Source organism: Acinetobacter sp. YH12132, assembly GCF_013418645.1.
Classification (GTDB): domain Bacteria; phylum Pseudomonadota; class Gammaproteobacteria; order Pseudomonadales; family Moraxellaceae; genus Acinetobacter; species Acinetobacter indicus.
The window spans coordinates 107,929-125,296 of record NZ_VPBR01000006.1 but is presented as its reverse complement, the minus strand read 5'-3'; the positions used below and the strand labels follow the sequence as shown (position 1 = coordinate 125,296).

The window sequence follows — 17,368 nt, the reverse complement described above, 5'->3', positions numbered from 1 at the left end:
ACTCAACTAAAATGAGGGATATAAACTTAGACGGCCATGATGGGCACAACCTACAGAGACCAGCAAACTAGAAGAAAGATCAAGAAAAAAACGCATTTAAAATTCGGTTTAATTGCCCGTTCTTGGCTTTCAAATTGATAAAAATGAAATTTTTCATCTTTCGCAAAAGGGTTTTACAAAGCCGCATCATAACTTATAATACAGCGCAAAAATTATACAAATTGACCTAAATTCACAGAATCTCCATACTTTTAATAAAACAAAACATTAATTATTTTCTATTATTTATCAATATCTTAAAATTAATCAATTACACAATATTACAGCTGAAACAATGCGGTAACTTTTGCTGGATTGACCAAAATTTTATTTGGCCTAGACTGAAGTTGTAACAAAAAATTAAACAGTCAACCTGATTTCAGAGGGGTAAGATCCATGAAAAAACTAGCAATTGCTTCAGCACTTTTATCTGTATTCGCAGTCGCAGGTACAGCACATGCATACCAAGCTGAAATTGGTGCTTCTGCAGGATTAATTGATCCAGATCATGGCGGCACAAGTGGTTCTTTTGGTGTAGATGGTACCTATTACTTTAACCCTGTTCAAACGCGTAATGCGCCTTTGGCAGAAGCAGCCTTCCTTGATCGTGCCAGCAACGTAAGTGCGCAATATCAATATGATGAAGTCGGTGATGGTGAAGCGCATCGTTATGGCGTAGGCGCTGAGTACTTTGTACCAAACTCAGATTTCTACTTGAGCGGTAATGTCAATGGTCATGATTTAAAAGACAATGATGACTTTGACAATGACTTAACCACCTATGGTGCCGAAGTAGGTTATTTACCAGCACCAGGTCTGTTAATTGCCGCAGGTGTGAAAGGTTGGGACAATGACTATGACGACGGTGTAGACCCTACCTTACGTGCCAAATATGTCACCACTTTAAGCAATGGTAAAGACATTAACCTTGAAGCCGGTGCAGCGTTCGGTGATCTGGACGAATATAACTTAGCAGCAGATTACTACATTGATAAAACCCTGAGTATCGGCGCAGATTATTACAACAATGATCTGAACGACAACAGCGAGTTTGGTATCAATGCCCGTAAATTCTTCACCCCACAAGTCAGCCTTGAAGGTCGTGTCGGTTTCGGTGAAGCAGGTAGCAACGACTACAACCGCTTTGGTGTAGCAGCAAAATACCGCTTCTAATCTGTATAGAAACGCATAAATCGTAAAAAAACCCATCTTCGGATGGGTTTTTTGCACTGATAAGAAGCATTTAGGTAGTTTTTGCACATTGACTGAACGAATATAAACTGTACAATTTGTTACAACTGTTCATAAAACAGTCATATTTTTATAACAAAGAGAGAAAATCTAAATGTTGAAGAAACTTGCTCTTGCTACAGCACTTCTTGCCAGCCTAGGAACTGCACATGCTTACCAAGCTGAACTTAATGTAGGGTATGAAAACACTGATATCGATAACCTTGGGGATCTAGATACATTTTTCATCAATGGAAAATATTATTTAAATGATGTTCAAGTTAAGAACTCTCCACTTGCAGAAGCGGCTTTCCTAAATAAAGCAAGTAATATTGGCTTAGGTTATGCAAATGCAAGCGGTGATGGCGATGAAGATATTGATGTGTTTGGTGTAAGTGGTGAGTTTTATATTCCAAATACTCAATTTTATGTAAGCGGTACTATTAACCAAGTTGATTTTGCAGGTGACGATAATACCGGTTATGCGCTTGAAGTAGGTTACCTACCAATTAATGGCTTGTTATTAGCAGTAGGTGCTGCAAATGAAAGCGTAGATCCAGTTCAAGTAGCAGACTATGGCTTCATCGCAAATCTTTCAAATGCAGTTACTGTAGGTGATGACACTGCATTATCTTTACGTGCCAAATACGTGACTCAAATTGGCAATCATTTTACCAATTTTGAAGGTTTAACTTATATTGGCGATGAAACAACTTATCGCTTAGCTGCTGATCTTTATATCGATCCAACTCTCAGTGTAGGTCTATCTATTGCTGATTCTACTGCAGATGGTTCAGATACACTGTTCGGTATTAAAGCTCAAAAATTCTTTACGCCAACTATTGCAGCAGGTGTAAATTACCACACAACTGACGGTATTGACTCGTTTGGTATCAATGGTACTTTCCGCTTCTAATCATTCCGATTAAAAGTCAAAAAACCGCTCACTCGAGCGGTTTTTTATGGCCTATTGTTCTAAATGGATAATCCGCATTTGCAGGCTGACATTGCCATTAAACTCATTGCGTTCCAGCTCATAGACCAAATGCACGCTATCCTGCATCGGGTCAAATGCAAATTTATCTTTGGCACTAAAAGCAATTGCATCTAATACCTGCCCGTTATTTAAAGCCAGACGCAGCTTTAAATGGCTATCCTTTAACCAGCGATAATCTACAATCTGAAATTGTCCCTCAAAAATTGGCGGTGGAAATTTCTGCCCCCACGGCGCCAAGTGCTGCAAGGTATGCACAGTGTCTAGATGAAAATCTTCTACCGGCAATTCGCCATCGGTCCATAAGGTGGCCTGAAACAGCTCAGGGTCCATGCTGGCAATCAGCTGTTCAAAAATCTGCCTAAATTCCTGAAAATGGGCTTTTTGAATGGTCAGTCCGGCCGCGGCCGCATGTCCGCCAAAATGGCTGACCAGATGCGGATACTGCTCGGCTACCTGTTCAATCGCATCACGAATATGAATGCCATCAATGGAACGCGCCGAACCTTTAATATGAATACCATCTTCATCAGCCGCAAACACAATACTCGGGCGATGAAACTGCTCTTTCAGCCGTCCTGCGACAATACCAATCACCCCTTGATGCCAGTGCGGCTCAAACATGATTAAGGCCGCAGGCAGTTCACTTGCATCGAGCTGAATTTTTTCCAGTTCCTGCAATGCTTCCTGCTTGATCTGCCCTTCAACCTGACGGCGTTCTACATTTAGCTGGTTTAACTGTTCAGCGAAGCGATAAGCAGTTTGTGCATCATTGGCCAGCAGACATTCAATGCCAATATCCATGGTTTCCATTCGACCCGCGGCATTAATCCGTGGTCCCAACACAAAACCTAAATCCTGGGCTTTTAGGCTGGCTGCCTCTCGTCCGGCTATATCCAGCAGTGCTGAAATTCCCGGCCGACACAGATGTTGCTGGATTTTTTTCAGTCCGGCATCCACCAGAATACGGTTGTTATAGTCCAGACTGGCCACATCGGCATAGGTGCCCAAGGCCACCAGATCCAGATATTGGGTCAGATTGGAACTGGATTTGCCTTGTTTTTTACGATAGCTGGACAGGTTGGCCAAGACATAAAATGCCACCCCGACGCCAGCCAGCGCTTTACTCGGAAATTCGCAGCCGAGCTGGTTTGGATTGACGACGGCATCCGCCGCTGGTGTAGCTTTGGTGGTCAGGTGATGGTCGGTAATAATAACCTGCATACCATGTGCTTGCGCCCGTTCCACGCCGGCATGACTGGAAATACCATTATCAACGGTAATTAATAAATCAGGCTGAAAACGGGTAAAGGCCAGATCGGCAATTGCCGGGGTCAGGCCATACCCATATTTAAACCGGTCCGGCACCAGATACTGCACTTTGGCACCCAATTCACGCAAGGCCAGTACCATTAAGGCGGTACTAGTGGCACCATCGGCATCATAATCACCGACAATGACAATCTCTTTGTGCTCGTCAATGGCCTGATCCAGAAGCTGAATGGCCTGATCCAGCCCTTTCATGGTCGGCGCCAGCAAGTGTTTCAGCTTCAGTTCCAGTTCCTGCTCGGATTGCACACCACGTCGCGCCAAAATCTGGGCAATCAACGGCGTCACGCCCTGAAAACTTTCAGGGCGTGTCAGAAAAGGTCGTTGTTTAATCTGTATATTCGACATTTAAGGCATCAGTCGTTGCAGTGTCCATGCCCCATCGGTTTTTTCATAACTTAAACGGTCATGTAAACGATTCGGGCGCCCCTGCCAAAATTCATAATAATCCGGTTCCAGACGATAACCGCCCCAGAATTCCGGCTTGCTCAGTACATCCTGCTCACCCACCTGGGCAGCAAGCTGTGCAAAACGCTGTTGCAACGCTTCACGGCTGGCAATCACACCACTTTGCGGGGTACTGATATGCGCCGCAATCTGGCTGTCACGTGGACGCTTGTTATAGTACAGATGCGACTCTTCCTCCGGAATTTTACTCACCCGGCCGCTAACCCGAATCTGGCGTTCCAGTTCCGGCCAGTAAAACAGCAATTCCGCATAAGGATTTTCCAGTAAGTCGGTGCCTTTCTGGCTGTCATAGTTGGTATAAAAATCATAACCAAGTTCGGTTGCACCGCGCAGTAGCACGGTACGCACATGCGGACGGCCCTGCGCATTGGCTGTAGCCAAAGACATGGCATAAGGTTCATGCAGTTTAATTTCCAGCGCATGATTAAACCAGTTTAAGAACTGCTGATGTGGATCAGCCAAAGCGGCTGACTCATGCAGCTCGCCTTTTTGATAGCTTAAACGTAATTCACTTAAGTCTTTAATTAAATCAGACATCTATACTCCCCTTAGGCAGCAATCGCATGATGACGCACGGCATCGGCCAGATGGTTGGCCAGTACGGTCACTTCCTGCTGGTCATCCCCTTCGACCATTACACGAATCACCGGTTCAGTGCCTGACTTACGAATCAGGATACGGCCACGGCCTTGCAGCTGCGCTTCTGCTTTACCAAATTCTTCCACTAAAGCGGGCACGGCATACGGGTCAAACATGGCCTCTAAACGTACATTCACCAGCACTTGCGGGAACAGTTTAAAATCGGCAACCAGTTCATGCAGGGCTTTGCCCTGCTCTACCATGACGGTTAAGACCTGTAATGCGGCAATAATCGCATCACCAGTGGTGCTTTTATCCAGAGTCAGGACATGGCCCGATGGCTCACCGCCGATATTCCAGCCATTTTCCTCAAGCGCCTGCAACACATAGCGGTCACCAACTTTGGCCCGGACAAACTCGACTCCAGCTTTTTCTAACGCCAGTTCCAGTGCCATATTGCTCATGACAGTTCCGGCAATACCTGCCGGTTTGTTTTTGGCCTGCGTCGCCAGAATATAAAGGATATGATCACCGGTGATCTGCTCACCATTTTTGTCAACCATAATCACCCGGTCAGCATCGCCATCAAAGGCAATGCCCAAATCCGCCTGATGTTCTACCACCGCCTGCTGTAACTGTTCCGGATGGGTCGAACCACAATCTTCATTAATATTCAGACCATCTGGGGTGTTATATAGCGGAATGACCTTGGCACCCAGCTCTTTAAATACCGCCGGACCAACGTTATAGGCTGCACCATTGGCACAGTCCACCACAATTTTTAAATGGTTCAGATCGAAATGATAAGGAAAGGTCGATTTACAGAATTCGATATAACGTCCGGCAGAGTCTTTAACGCGGAAGCTTTTACCCAGATTGGCGTTATCTTCAATCTGAATTTCATTTTCGAGTTCTTGATTAATCGCTTCCTGCAGTTCATCCGGCAGTTTTTTGCCTTCGCTGGAGAAGAATTTAATCCCGTTATCAAAATACGGGTTATGCGATGCAGAAATGACAATGCCCAGACTGGCATGTAAGGCACGGGTTAAATGTGCAATCGCGGGGGTCGGCAATGGCCCCAGTAAATGTACATAAATACCGGCAGCGTTCAGACCAGCCTGTAGCGCCGATTCCAGAATATAACCTGACAGACGGGTATCTTTGCCCAGTACCACAATCGGTTTATTTTTCTTGCTGTATTTTTTTAAAACTTTACCTGCCGCGAAACCTAGTTTCAATGCAAACTCTGGTGTAATTGGAAGCTCCCCAAACTTGCCACGTATACCATCGGTTCCAAAATAACTCATGTCTTACTCACTTCTTATAGGGTTATGGTGATTTTCATCATCCTGTTTCAACACGCTTACTTTACACCAAAATTAAAAAAGCCGTCACATTTATGACGGCTTTTCTATAAGGCGAATTACCAAAAATCAACCAACGCGATAGTTCGGTGCTTCTTTGGTAATGGTCACATCATGCACGTGAGATTCAGACATACCGGCTGCAGTAATCTTCACGAATTTGGCATTCTGACGCAGGTCTTCAATGGTTGAAGAACCGGTATAACCCATTGATGAACGTAAACCACCCATCATCTGATGCACGATATTACCCATTGGGCCTTTGTACGGTACGCGACCTTCAATACCTTCTGGCACCAGTTTTTCAGCACCGGCTTTAGAGTCCTGGAAGTAACGGTCTGCAGAACCGGTTGCACCCGCCATGGCACCCAATGAACCCATACCACGATAAGCCTTGTAATAACGGCCCTGGAAGAATTCAACTTCGCCCGGTGCTTCTTCAGTACCAGCCAGCAGTGAACCGACCATAATCGTGCTGGCACCTGCGCCAATCGCTTTGGCCATATCGCCAGAGAAACGGATACCACCATCCGCGATCAATGGAATCTGTTCTTTTAATGCATTTGCTACAGAGTCAATCGCCGAGATTTGCGGCATACCAATACCGGCCACAATACGGGTGGTACAGATAGAACCCGGACCAATACCGACTTTCACTGCATCTGCACCAGCATCTAATAACGCAAGCGCAGCATCACCCGTTGCGATGTTACCACCAATGACCTGCACTTGCGGATAGTTCTGTTTTACCCAGCGTACGCGTTCAATTACACCGGCAGAGTGACCGTGTGCAGTATCGACTACAATCACGTCCACACCAGCTTCAACCAGCGCTTCTACACGGCTTGGGGTTTCTACACCGGTACCCACTGCAGCACCTACGCGTAAACGACCGAGGTCATCTTTACAGCTGTTTGGATAAAGTTCGGCTTTACGGAAATCGGTGACCGTAATTAAACCACGCAGTTCGTTGTTCTCACCCACCACCAGTACTTTTTCAATACGGTGCTGTTGCAACAGTGCCTGGATATTTTCTTTTGATTCGCCTTCACGCACCGTCACCAGACGGTCCTGACCGGTCATGATGTTGCTGACCGGCTGCTCCAGATTGGTTTCAAAGCGTGTATCACGACCGGTGACGATGCCCACCACTTTGCCATCTTTCACCACAGGCACACCGCTGATGTTGTTGGCTTGAGTTAAGGCAATCAGTTCACGTACTGTGGTTTCTGGGGTCACAGTGATCGGGTCTTTGACCATACCGGCTTCAAATTTTTTCACACGACGTACTTCAGCCGCCTGCGCTGCGATATCCATGTTTTTATGCAGGATACCAATACCGCCATTTTGCGCCATTGCAATGGCCATACGAGATTCAGTCACCGTATCCATGGCTGCAGACACAAGAGGAATATTCAGATTAATGCCGCGAGTTAAACGTGTCTTTAGAGAGACATCTTTTGGGAGGACAGTTGAGTAGGCAGGGAGTAATAAGACATCATCGAAGGTTAGCGCTTCTTGAACGATGGTCAACATAACAGTCTCACTGGTAATTTCCGTGCGCTATTATAAACAAATCTTGCTATAAATTTCATTTGTTATTGCATAAATAATTATTTATTCCGCGCATCCTGACAATTCGGATGAGTTTGCTGATGAAAAAAGCAGGCCGTGGCCTGCTTTTCTACGATAACAGCATCTGGATGCTGAAGTCTTTAACTGACCCGGTCAAAATCCGGGTCCTGGCCATCATTGGCCGCTTCGACCAGCACTAAAGGAATCAGATTATGTGCACGGCGTGCCTTATTGCACTGCTCATCGGCAATCTGTACCTCTTTGCAGCTAGAACTGCGCTGCTCGTACATGGAGCAGCTGACCTGTTGTCCGACCGTTCCTTCCAGCGCAATACAACGCGGATTGGCCTGATTGGTTCCTTTCATGCATGAATAGAGGGCATTTACCGGTTCGGTATAATGCTCAGGCATGGGAATGCCTTCTGCCCAGTAAAATGAAACTCTAAAATAGGTGCAGCATGCGCCGCAGCTAAGACACGCATCTGAGGAAGCAACTTGAGACAACATTGTTAAAATTCTCGTCATCAAAAAAGAGTTTTTTTGGGGAAGAAAATATAAAAAATGTTGTTTTTACACTCAAGTTATTTTTTCAGCTTTTTACGCGATTTTGACCTTAAGTTGGGCAGGTAAATACCGACTCATCCATCAGGTCGACACCGCATTCCAGCGTTTCAATCCAGTCCAGGAACTGGTTGATCTGCTCCTTGCCCACAAACGCGGTACCATGCTGCGGTACAATCATTTCGACATCCATTTGACGCACCATATTCACCCATAAACGGATGACTTTATTGGCACACATATAACGCTGATGGAAAGCTTTCATTTTTGGAATATGCGCGGCAAAGTTTTCTAACGGCTTGGACGCATCTTCGACCATTGAAGCGCCCATATCGCCGGAAAACAGGATTTTGGCCACCGGATCATAAAACTGGAAATTACCGACCGAATGCAGAAAATGCGCAGGAATGGCGACAATGGATGCCTGTCCCAATGGAATCACCTGGCCATGATCTGGCAGTTCAATCAGACGCTCCAGCCAGTTGCCTTTCATCCGGTCACTCATAAAGGCCGAGTTCAAGTGCGGCAAGAAACGCGCCCACAATTTCGAAGCCACCACTTTGGCATCGGTATACACCAGCCAGCGCGGCATTGAGGTAATAATATCCGGGTCCTGATGTGATGCCATCACATAGTCCAGATTGGTCAGGCGGGTATATTTATTCAGTTCCATGGTTAGCGGTACATAGGTCAAATCGCCGCCCGGGTCCAGAACTGCGGCACGGTCATTGTCCAGAATCAGAAACTGGTTGGCCTGTACGCCCTCACCTTTGACCAGACTGGTGAAACTGATACATTTATGCGTGCCATTATCAAATAATACTTGTGATGTGGTGCGATCGAACGCCATACCTTGTCCCCAAAAAATCTTATCTTTACATTAAATTTTTAATTCCCTATAAAATAAAGGGTATTCCGCCAACTTACAATCAATATACAATTTAACTTTCAACTATTTTGTAGAAGCACGGGTCAGGTTCAGCCCATAAAAAAGCCCAACCGGGAAGATTGGGCCAAAATCAGTAGCAGCCTTTAAAAGAAATAATATTGCAACAAGGTGCTGACCCCAATGATAAGGAAAATCAGTGCACCAATTTTATGAATCAAGGATACCGGTAATTTCTCTGCCATTTTATTGCCGATAAATACTGCCGGCGCATTGGCAATCATCATCCCCAAGGTGGTGCCAATCATCACCCAGAAAATACTGTCAAAACGCGCAGCCAGCGCCACGGTTGCAATCTGGGTTTTATCGCCAATTTCTGCCAGGAAGAACAGAATAAAGGTGGCACCAAACACTCCGTATTTCTGCCATTTGTTGATACTTTCATTTTCATCATCCAGCTGATCCGGAATCAGCATCCAGATCGCCATTCCAATAAAACCGAGTGCCAAAATCCAGCGCAGAATTTCAGGACTTAAAATGGTGGTAATCCATTGTCCCAAGGCTGCAGACAAACCGTGATTGATCAGGGTAGCGGCCAGAATCGCCAGCAGAATTGGCAGCGGTTTACGGAAGCGGGCCGCCAGTAACAGGGCCAACAGCTGGGTTTTATCACCCATTTCGGCCAAAGCGACAATTGCAGTTGAGATCAGGAATTCATACATGATGGATTTCTCTGGCTAGCACACATACCAATGACCTATCCCTCCTGCTAGCCAAATCTGCAGAGTGATAAATCAAAGGTCTTGCCAACAAAAGAAAGCTTGAGAAAAGCATTTTGGTTCTTTGCTATGATGACCATGCCCTGTTGAGCAAATATGTTGACCATCACCTTTTTACTTTGCGTAAAAAGCGGCTACTCCCCAATGAAGTGCTGTTATTGTAATCGGCCACAGAAAAAACTCAAGTACCCAAAGCAAAAACCCTGCCGAAGCAGGGTTTTTTTAACTTTACGTGTTCTCCGTCACAGAGAAACACCAAGCGGCGTTTTAGATTAACAAAGTCCGGATATCTTTGAGCAGTTTGGTCAGCTTGTTGGTAAATCGGGCTGCATCTGCGCCATTAATCACACGGTGATCATAAGACAGCGACAGTGGTAGCATTAAGCGTGGATCAAAGCCTTCGCCATTCCAGACCGGTTGCATGGTGGCTGGAGAAATCCCCAGAATTGCCACTTGCGGCCAATTCACCAGCGGCGTAAAGGCAGTACCACCAATTGCGCCAAGGCTGGAAATGGTAAAGTTGGCGCCTTGCAGGTCTTTCGGCGACAGTTTCTTGTCACGCGCTTTTTGGCCCAGCTCGCCCAGTTCAATAGCAATCTGCTTAATCGATTTTTGATCCGGATTACGCAGTACCGGTACGGTCAGGCCATCTGGTGTCGCCACGGCGATGCCCATATGGATTTCATTGCGTAGCAGCACAGACTTGCCATCATCAGACAAGTGACCGGCAAACTCGCGTTCTTCTTTCAGCAAGTAGGCCACCGCCTTAATGATAAAGGCCATAATGGTCAGGCTGATGCCCTCTTTCTTGAAGTTGCCTTTCAGCTCATTGCGCCATGCTTCCAGTTCGGTGATGTCTGCTGCATCAAACTGGGTCACTTGCGGAATATAGTTGTTTAAAGACAGCTGTGGGATGGACACTTGCTGCAAGCGGGTTAAAGCTTTCTCTTCCACACCACCAAACGCATCGAAACTTGGCAATTTCGGCAAGCCTGATGGTGCTGCTGCCACCGCTGTGGCCGCCGGAGCGGCTTGCGGTGCCGTCAGACGCGACTTCACATAGGCCACCAGGTCTTCTTTCATGACCCGTGCATGTGGACCGGAAGCTTTGACATCGGCCAAGATGACACCCAGTTCACGTGCCAGTTTACGCACTGCAGGACCAGCATATACTTTCGAGTTCGCTGCATTTTGCTCTTTGGTGAGCTTGTCTGCAGTATGTGTACTCGGTACAGCGCTTGAGGCCTGTGCGGCTGGCGCAGCAGGTGCGGCTTTTTGTGCTGGCGCTTCAGCTTTTGCTGCTTGCGGTGCAGGCGCTGTCTGACCTTCCGCCTCAATAGTCACCAAGGCAATGCCTTCTGACACATTCTGGCCCAGCTCGACATGAATCGCCTTGATTACACCCGCGGCGGTACTTGGCACTTCAACCGTGGCCTTGTCCGATTCCACCACAATAATACTTTGATCTTTTTCGACCGTATCACCGACCTGAACCAGAATTTCTGCAACCGCGGCTTTCTCAACCCCTAAATCCGGGACCTTCACTTCGACATCACCCGCCGGTGCTGCAGAAGCTGGCGCTGCTGGTTCAGCTTTGGGTTCAGGCGCCGCCTGAGCAGCGGGTTGCTGTTCGGCTTGAGCTTGCGACTGTTCAGCTGCTGGTACTGCCTCTGCCGTGGCCACGGTCAGAATCACCACACCTTCTTTGACGCTATCGCCAGCCTGAATCTCAATAGAGGCCACCGTACCCGATACCGTACTTGGCACTTCCACCGTGGCTTTGTCCGATTCCACCACCACAATGCTCTGATCGACATCAATCTGATCGCCGACCTGAACCAGAATTTCACCAACCAGCGCTTTTTCTACACCAATATCCGGCACTTTCACTTCAACGGTTACAGCGCTGCCAGCCGCTGCTGTCTGGTTTTGCGAGGCTGCCGCAGGTTGATGGCTGCTCACTTCCGCAATAATGTCCTGATCAGACAATGAGGTCGGGGTGTTTTCAGACGTTTTTTGCGGTGCATCAGCCAGTTGTGGTTCAACGGCTTGTGACGTTCCATCTTCGGCTTCCAGTTCAATCAGCACCGCGCCTTCTGCGACTTCATCACCCTGATTGACCAGAATGCTTTTCACCACCCCGGCTGAAGTGCTTGGCACTTCAACAGAGGCTTTGTCGGATTCCAGCAACACAATACTGTCATCGACCGCGATGCTATCGCCGACTTTGACCAGAATTTCAGCCACGGTGGCTTTATCTACACCAATATCAGGAGTCGTAATGTGCATGATTAGTTCTCCTCTTTGTAGTCAGCCACAGCGTGCAGCTCAGGCGTAGCCTGTGGTGCCCACGCGACCGGACGGTCGGTATCCAGCTCAAAGCTTGAAATGGCATCTTTGACCAGACGCGCATCAACTTCGCCTTCATCGGCCAGTTTCTTCAAGGTCGCCACCACAATGTGCGCGGCATCGACACCAAAGTAGCTACGCAGGTTGGCACGTGTATCCGAACGGCCATAACCATCTGTGCCCAGCGCCACAAACGGACGGCTGTCTGGCAAATAAGCACGGATTTGTTCGCTATAAGCACGCATATGGTCAGTTGCAGATACCACAATACCGTCCGTACCACGCAGCTGTTTCGATACCCACGGCTCTTTGGCTTCTTCCGCCAGCGGATGCAGACGGTTGTATTCTTCGCATGCCATACCATCACGCGCCAGTTCGTTGAAGCTGGTCACGCTGTAGACATTGGAGTGAATCTGGTATTCCTCACGCAGGATTTTCGCGGCTTTAATCACTTCACGCAGAATCACGCCGGAACCAAGAAGCTGAACCGTGGCTTTCTCATCTTCTTCAAGCAGATACATACCACGCTTGATGCCTTCTTCAACGCCCTGCGGCATTTCAGGATGCTCGTAGTTCTCGTTCATAACCGTCAGGTAATAGAATACACGTTCCTGATTGACATACATGCGTTGTAAACCGTCATGGACGATAACCGCCAGTTCATAACCGAAACATGGGTCATAAGAGACACAGTTTGGAATGGTATTGGCCAGAATGTGCGAGTGACCGTCCTGGTGCTGTAAACCTTCACCGTTCAGGGTAGTACGGCCTGCGGTTGCACCGAGCAAGAAACCTTGCGCCTGTGCATCACCGGCTGCCCAGGCAATGTCGCCAATCCGCTGGAAACCAAACATCGAGTAGTACATGTACATCGGAATCATTGGCAGGTTATTGGTCGAATAACTGGTCGCCAACGCCGCCCAGGCACTCATTGCACCGGCTTCATTAATCCCTTCCTGCAGCATGTGACCGTCTTTGGCTTCACGGTAATGCATCAACTGTTCCTGGTCTTCCGGGGTATATTTCTGGCCATGTGCGGCATAAATACCCAGTTGACGGAACATGCCTTCCAGACCGAAGGTACGCGCTTCATCTGGAACAATTGGCACCACGCGGTCTTTAATGGCTTTTTCTTTTAACAGCGCAGAGATCAGGCGCACCATCACCATGGTGGTCGATTGTTCTTTACCGTTTGAACCTTTTAGCACTGCATCAAACACCGACAGCTCAGGAATCGCGAGAGACTCGCTGTCTTTACGACGTGCCGGCAAGTAGCCGCCCAGTGCTTCACGACGCGCCTTCATATATTTAATTTCAGGCGAGTTTTCACTTGGACGATAGAATGGCACTTCTTCCAGCTGCTCATCAGTAAATGGCAGGTTGAAACGGTTACGTACATATTTCAGTGATTCAAGCTGCATTTTCTTGATTTGGTGAGTTTTGTTCACCGCTTCAATTTCTTCAGACAGACCATAGCCTTTTACGGTTTTGGCCAGAATCACGGTTGGCTGACCTTTGGCTTTGGTCGCTTCGGTATAGGCGGCAAATACCTTGTACGGGTCGTGACCGCCGCGGTTCAGATTATCAATATCTTCATCGCTTAAGTTTTTCACTAGCTCTTCAGCTTCCGGATAACGGCCAAAGAAGTGCGCACGGGTGTAAGCACCACCTTTCACCTGATAACGCTGATAGTCACCATCAACCGCTTCTTCCATCACTGCTTTCAGCGCGCCAGATTTATCTTTATCCAGTAGCGGGTCCCAATGACGGCCCCAGACCACTTTAATTACACGCCAGCCTGCGCCGCGGAACAGTGATTCCAGTTCCTGAATAATTTTACCGTTACCACGTACCGGGCCATCCAGACGCTGCAGGTTACAGTTCACCACCCAGATCAGGTTGTCGAGCTTTTCACGACCGGCCAGCGAGATTGCACCCAGGCTTTCCGGTTCGTCCATCTCGCCATCGCCCAGATAAGCCCAGACTTTACGGTCTTCTTCTTTGATCAGGCCACGGTTCATCAGGTATTTTTGAATATGCGCCTGATAGATTGACATGATCGGACCCAGACCCATGGATACGGTCGGGAACTGCCAGTAGTCTGGCATCAGGTATGGGTGTGGGTAAGATGGCAGACCTTTACCACCCACTTCACGGCGGAAATTATTTAAATGCTCTTCCGTCAGACGGCCTTCAAGGAAAGAACGTGCATAGATACCCGGAGCACAGTGACCTTGATAATAGATCATGTCGCCGCCAAAGTTATCGCTATTGGCACGGAAGAAATGGTTAAAGCCGACATCATAAAGGGTGGCAGAAGAAGCAAAACTGGCCAGGTGACCACCAAGGTCATCGCCCGTTTTGTTGGCACGCAGTACCATTGCCAGTGCATTCCAGCGAATCAGGGCGCGGATACGACGTTCCATATCCTGATCACCCGGCATTGGTGGTTGCTCTTCAACGGAAATGGTATTTAAATAAGGCGTATTTAGACGCTGAATGGGAACGTGTTTCGCGATTGCCCGTTGATAAAGTTTTTCTAATAAAAATGCCGCACGCTCGGTTCCCATGTGCTGCAAAACTGAATCAAACGCGTCCTGCCACTCTTGGGTTTCCTGCGCGTCGGTATCACCATAATACGCCATAGTCGGTCATTCCTGAATCCTAATTATATGGTTTATATGTACCATATTTCTGCTTTCTACAGGTATGGCCATCGGTGAATACGACTTTAGACTAGTATTTCGAGAAAAAATATCTATTGACGTTTTATTACCCAAAATAACAAAAAACCGCCAATAGTGGCGGTTTAATATACAGACAATATTCTTTTGAGTGATAATATAATCGTTATAAGGTCTTAATGCATGACGTGCTCAAAAATTAGGCCTTTTGAGCAAAAGCCGCAAGCTGTTAAGGCAGCATTGCCAGGTAAGTCGATGGGTTTTTACGAACGCCGTCTTTTACTACTTCATAATGTAAATGAGGACCGGTACAACGACCTGTACAACCCACGTTTGCAATATGCTCACCTGCAGCAACACGGTCGCCGACACGTGCAATTAAGCGTGATGCATGAGCGTAACGCGTTAAATAGCCATTGCCATGGTTAATTTCAACATATTGACCATAACCTGTACCCCAACCTGATTTAGTTACGATACCCGGGCCAGTGGCATAAATTGGTGTGCCGCTTGGCGCTGCTAAATCTAAACCTGAATGTCGTTCAGCACGACCATTCATAGTACGACCGCCATAGTTTGAGCTCACGCGGGCATTGGGTAAAGGATGCGCCACTAACCAGCTATATGGATTAGCGCTATAAGATTTCGCAGAAGACGCTGAACCGTATTTTTTCGCTAAAGATTCGTTGTTTAATTCAACCGTTTTTTCACGCAGTTTGACATTAATTTCAGTTTGCGCCGGAATATTGATGTCTTGTGACTCGCTATAGGTCCCTTGTGCCAGGGTGCGGGTCAATTCTTCAATACGGTCTGTCGATGAATTTTGGCTGTTTAAGTCAACCAGATCAGCAAAAGCCACTGACGCCGCAGAAGCCGCCAAAGAAAACGCTAATAAAATACGTCGCGTATGCATAAAAACCTCATAAAAACTGTTCTTACTCAGAGTTCCTTGGTGATCTCTTCCTTGATCTTCACTGAAAGGAGCGCATAAGATTAAGACATAAACATGAAGGAAATATGTATGTCTGAACCTTGTAACGTCTTTCGCCAAACAAGAAAACACATAAAAACAGGAAACCTAACGTTTCTCTCAACGCAAGTTGCTGCCTGGCAGAAACTTACTCAAATTATTCAACCCTTGTTGCCCCAACCCGAACTTTGGCAGGTTGTTTGTTATCAGCAAGGGATTCTTACCATTACTGGCACCAATCAGGCGATGGTGAGTCAACTGGCCTATTTGCAAAAACAGTATGTTGCTCAGCTATCACAATTGGCAGAACTTCAAGATTTACACAAGATTCAGGTCCGGTTAAAACCGCAGTTGCAAACGCCCCCAAAACAGGAAAAATCTTCAAGAACACTCAGTACAGAAACCCAGGAAATGCTTCGCGGTGCTGCTGACTTTGTGAGCGACCCTAAGCTTAGCCAAGCTTTGTTACGTTTGGCAAGCAATAAAAAGTAACATTGCGCCAATCTAAAAAATACAAAACCGATAAAAACGAGAATTAGTTCACTTTTTTAGATGTTACATTATAACATCACCAAGGAAAGACAATGACTTATGTCACACTCACATACGGAATTGGACATTGATTGATGTCATCAAATGTTACAATTTCATAGCTGCTTGGATCTTTTTGCACATTCCGCAAGAGCTGGTTATTCAGTGCATGACCCGATTTATATCCATCAAATTTCGCAATAATTTGATGACCGAGCAGATACAGGTCGCCCACCGCATCTAATATTTTGTGACGAACAAATTCATCCGAGAAACGCAGGCCCTCTTCATTGACCACACCGGTGTCATCGACCCCAATGGCATTTTCAAGGCTGGCGCCCAAGGCCAGATTGTTGGCTTTTAAATAATCCAGATCTTTCATAAAGCCAAAGGTGCGTGCTTCACTGACTTCATAGACGAAGGTTTCGGTAGAAAAATCAATGGTGGCAGACTGATATTCTTTTTTAAAGGCGGGATGATCGAAATCGATGGTGAAATTGAGCTGGAAACCGTCATGCGGGGTGAAAATGGCACGTTTATCATCAATTAGCGCTTCGACCGGTTTTAAAATCTTGATGAATTTTTTTGGCGCATCCTGCTCTTTTAAGCCACCCTGCATTAATAAATAGATGAAGGGACCGGCACTGCCGTCCATAATTGGCACTTCAGAAGCGGATACTTCGATAATCAGGTTATCAATTCCCAGACCTGCCAGCGCACTCATAATGTGTTCAATGGTGCCGACTTTGGCATTGTCCTGAACCAGATTCGAGCACATAAAGGCTTCCTGAATCAGCATGGCATCGGCCGGAATATCGACCGGTGGATTCAGGTCAATACGGCGAAACACAATTCCCCCGTCAGCATGGTGCGGCACAAAGTTAATCATGACTTTCTGTCCACTATGCAGACCTATACCACTCGCTTTCACGACACGTTCTAGGGTACGTTGTTTCAACATGCTCTCAATTCATCTGTATATAAAACCGCTATACGTTAGCATATTTAGCCATTGATAAAAAACAAAAAGG

General features: G+C 46.9%; 14 protein-coding genes and 1 riboswitch. Of the genes, 3 read left to right on the top strand and 11 right to left on the bottom strand.

What is annotated here, in order from left to right:
* The first annotated feature begins 435 nt into the window (after positions 1 to 435).
* Positions 436 to 1,212 (top strand): putative porin, encoded by a 777-nt coding sequence (locus tag FTU67_RS08790; RefSeq protein ID WP_163140941.1) that lies wholly within the window; start codon positions 436 to 438, stop codon positions 1,210 to 1,212.
* 172 nt (positions 1,213 to 1,384) lie between these two features.
* On the top strand, positions 1,385 to 2,185 hold the full coding sequence (locus FTU67_RS08785) for a putative porin (RefSeq protein ID WP_180061637.1): 801 nt from the start codon (positions 1,385 to 1,387) through the stop codon (positions 2,183 to 2,185).
* Positions 2,186 to 2,236: 51 nt separating this feature from the next.
* Here the strand turns inward: FTU67_RS08785 and recJ are convergent, their stop codons facing one another.
* From recJ to FTU67_RS08735, 10 genes are all read right to left on the bottom strand, one after another.
* Positions 2,237 to 3,940, bottom strand: coding sequence for a single-stranded-DNA-specific exonuclease RecJ (gene recJ, locus FTU67_RS08780; protein ID WP_180061636.1), 1,704 nt, complete (start codon positions 3,938 to 3,940; stop codon positions 2,237 to 2,239).
* Positions 3,941 to 4,597 carry a pyridoxamine 5'-phosphate oxidase gene (pdxH, locus tag FTU67_RS08775; protein WP_005180791.1) on the bottom strand — a complete coding sequence of 219 codons (657 nt, stop codon included), beginning with the start codon at positions 4,595 to 4,597 and terminating at the stop codon, positions 3,941 to 3,943.
* An 11-nt stretch (positions 4,598 to 4,608) separates the two neighbouring features.
* Positions 4,609 to 5,946 (bottom strand): phosphoglucosamine mutase, encoded by a 1,338-nt coding sequence (gene glmM, locus FTU67_RS08770; protein WP_005180793.1) that lies wholly within the window; start codon positions 5,944 to 5,946, stop codon positions 4,609 to 4,611.
* Positions 5,947 to 6,072: 126 nt separating this feature from the next.
* A complete protein-coding gene (gene guaB, locus FTU67_RS08765; protein ID WP_005180795.1) occupies positions 6,073 to 7,539 on the bottom strand; it encodes an IMP dehydrogenase in 1,467 nt (488 codons plus the stop codon).
* A 179-nt stretch (positions 7,540 to 7,718) separates the two neighbouring features.
* Positions 7,719 to 8,084: a YkgJ family cysteine cluster protein gene (locus FTU67_RS08760; RefSeq protein ID WP_075167288.1), complete on the bottom strand. Its 366-nt coding sequence runs from the start codon at positions 8,082 to 8,084 to the stop codon at positions 7,719 to 7,721.
* A gap of 106 nt (positions 8,085 to 8,190) precedes the next feature.
* Positions 8,191 to 8,988, bottom strand: coding sequence for an MBL fold metallo-hydrolase (locus FTU67_RS08755; protein ID WP_005180798.1), 798 nt, complete (start codon positions 8,986 to 8,988; stop codon positions 8,191 to 8,193).
* Positions 8,989 to 9,170: 182 nt separating this feature from the next.
* A complete protein-coding gene (locus FTU67_RS08750) occupies positions 9,171 to 9,746 on the bottom strand; it encodes a TMEM165/GDT1 family protein (protein ID WP_016658743.1) in 576 nt (191 codons plus the stop codon).
* Between the two features lie 71 nt (positions 9,747 to 9,817).
* Positions 9,818 to 9,958: riboswitch (yybP-ykoY riboswitch) on the bottom strand.
* Positions 9,959 to 10,070: 112 nt separating this feature from the next.
* Positions 10,071 to 12,092 carry a 2-oxo acid dehydrogenase subunit E2 gene (locus FTU67_RS08745; protein ID WP_180061635.1) on the bottom strand — a complete coding sequence of 674 codons (2,022 nt, stop codon included), beginning with the start codon at positions 12,090 to 12,092 and terminating at the stop codon, positions 10,071 to 10,073.
* 2 nt (positions 12,093 to 12,094) lie between these two features.
* The gene (gene aceE, locus FTU67_RS08740) at positions 12,095 to 14,797 is read right to left on the bottom strand and encodes a pyruvate dehydrogenase (acetyl-transferring), homodimeric type (protein ID WP_005180803.1); all 2,703 of its coding nucleotides are present in this window, start codon (positions 14,795 to 14,797) and stop codon (positions 12,095 to 12,097) included.
* A 268-nt stretch (positions 14,798 to 15,065) separates the two neighbouring features.
* Positions 15,066 to 15,749, bottom strand: coding sequence for a M23 family metallopeptidase (locus FTU67_RS08735; protein ID WP_005180807.1), 684 nt, complete (start codon positions 15,747 to 15,749; stop codon positions 15,066 to 15,068).
* A 108-nt stretch (positions 15,750 to 15,857) separates the two neighbouring features.
* Between FTU67_RS08735 and FTU67_RS08730 the strand changes: the two genes are divergently transcribed.
* Positions 15,858 to 16,298, top strand: coding sequence for a hypothetical protein (locus FTU67_RS08730; RefSeq protein ID WP_016658741.1), 441 nt, complete (start codon positions 15,858 to 15,860; stop codon positions 16,296 to 16,298).
* A gap of 97 nt (positions 16,299 to 16,395) precedes the next feature.
* Here the strand turns inward: FTU67_RS08730 and lpxC are convergent, their stop codons facing one another.
* The gene (lpxC, locus tag FTU67_RS08725) at positions 16,396 to 17,298 is read right to left on the bottom strand and encodes a UDP-3-O-acyl-N-acetylglucosamine deacetylase (RefSeq protein ID WP_005180809.1); all 903 of its coding nucleotides are present in this window, start codon (positions 17,296 to 17,298) and stop codon (positions 16,396 to 16,398) included.
* Positions 17,299 to 17,368 lie beyond the last annotated feature (70 nt).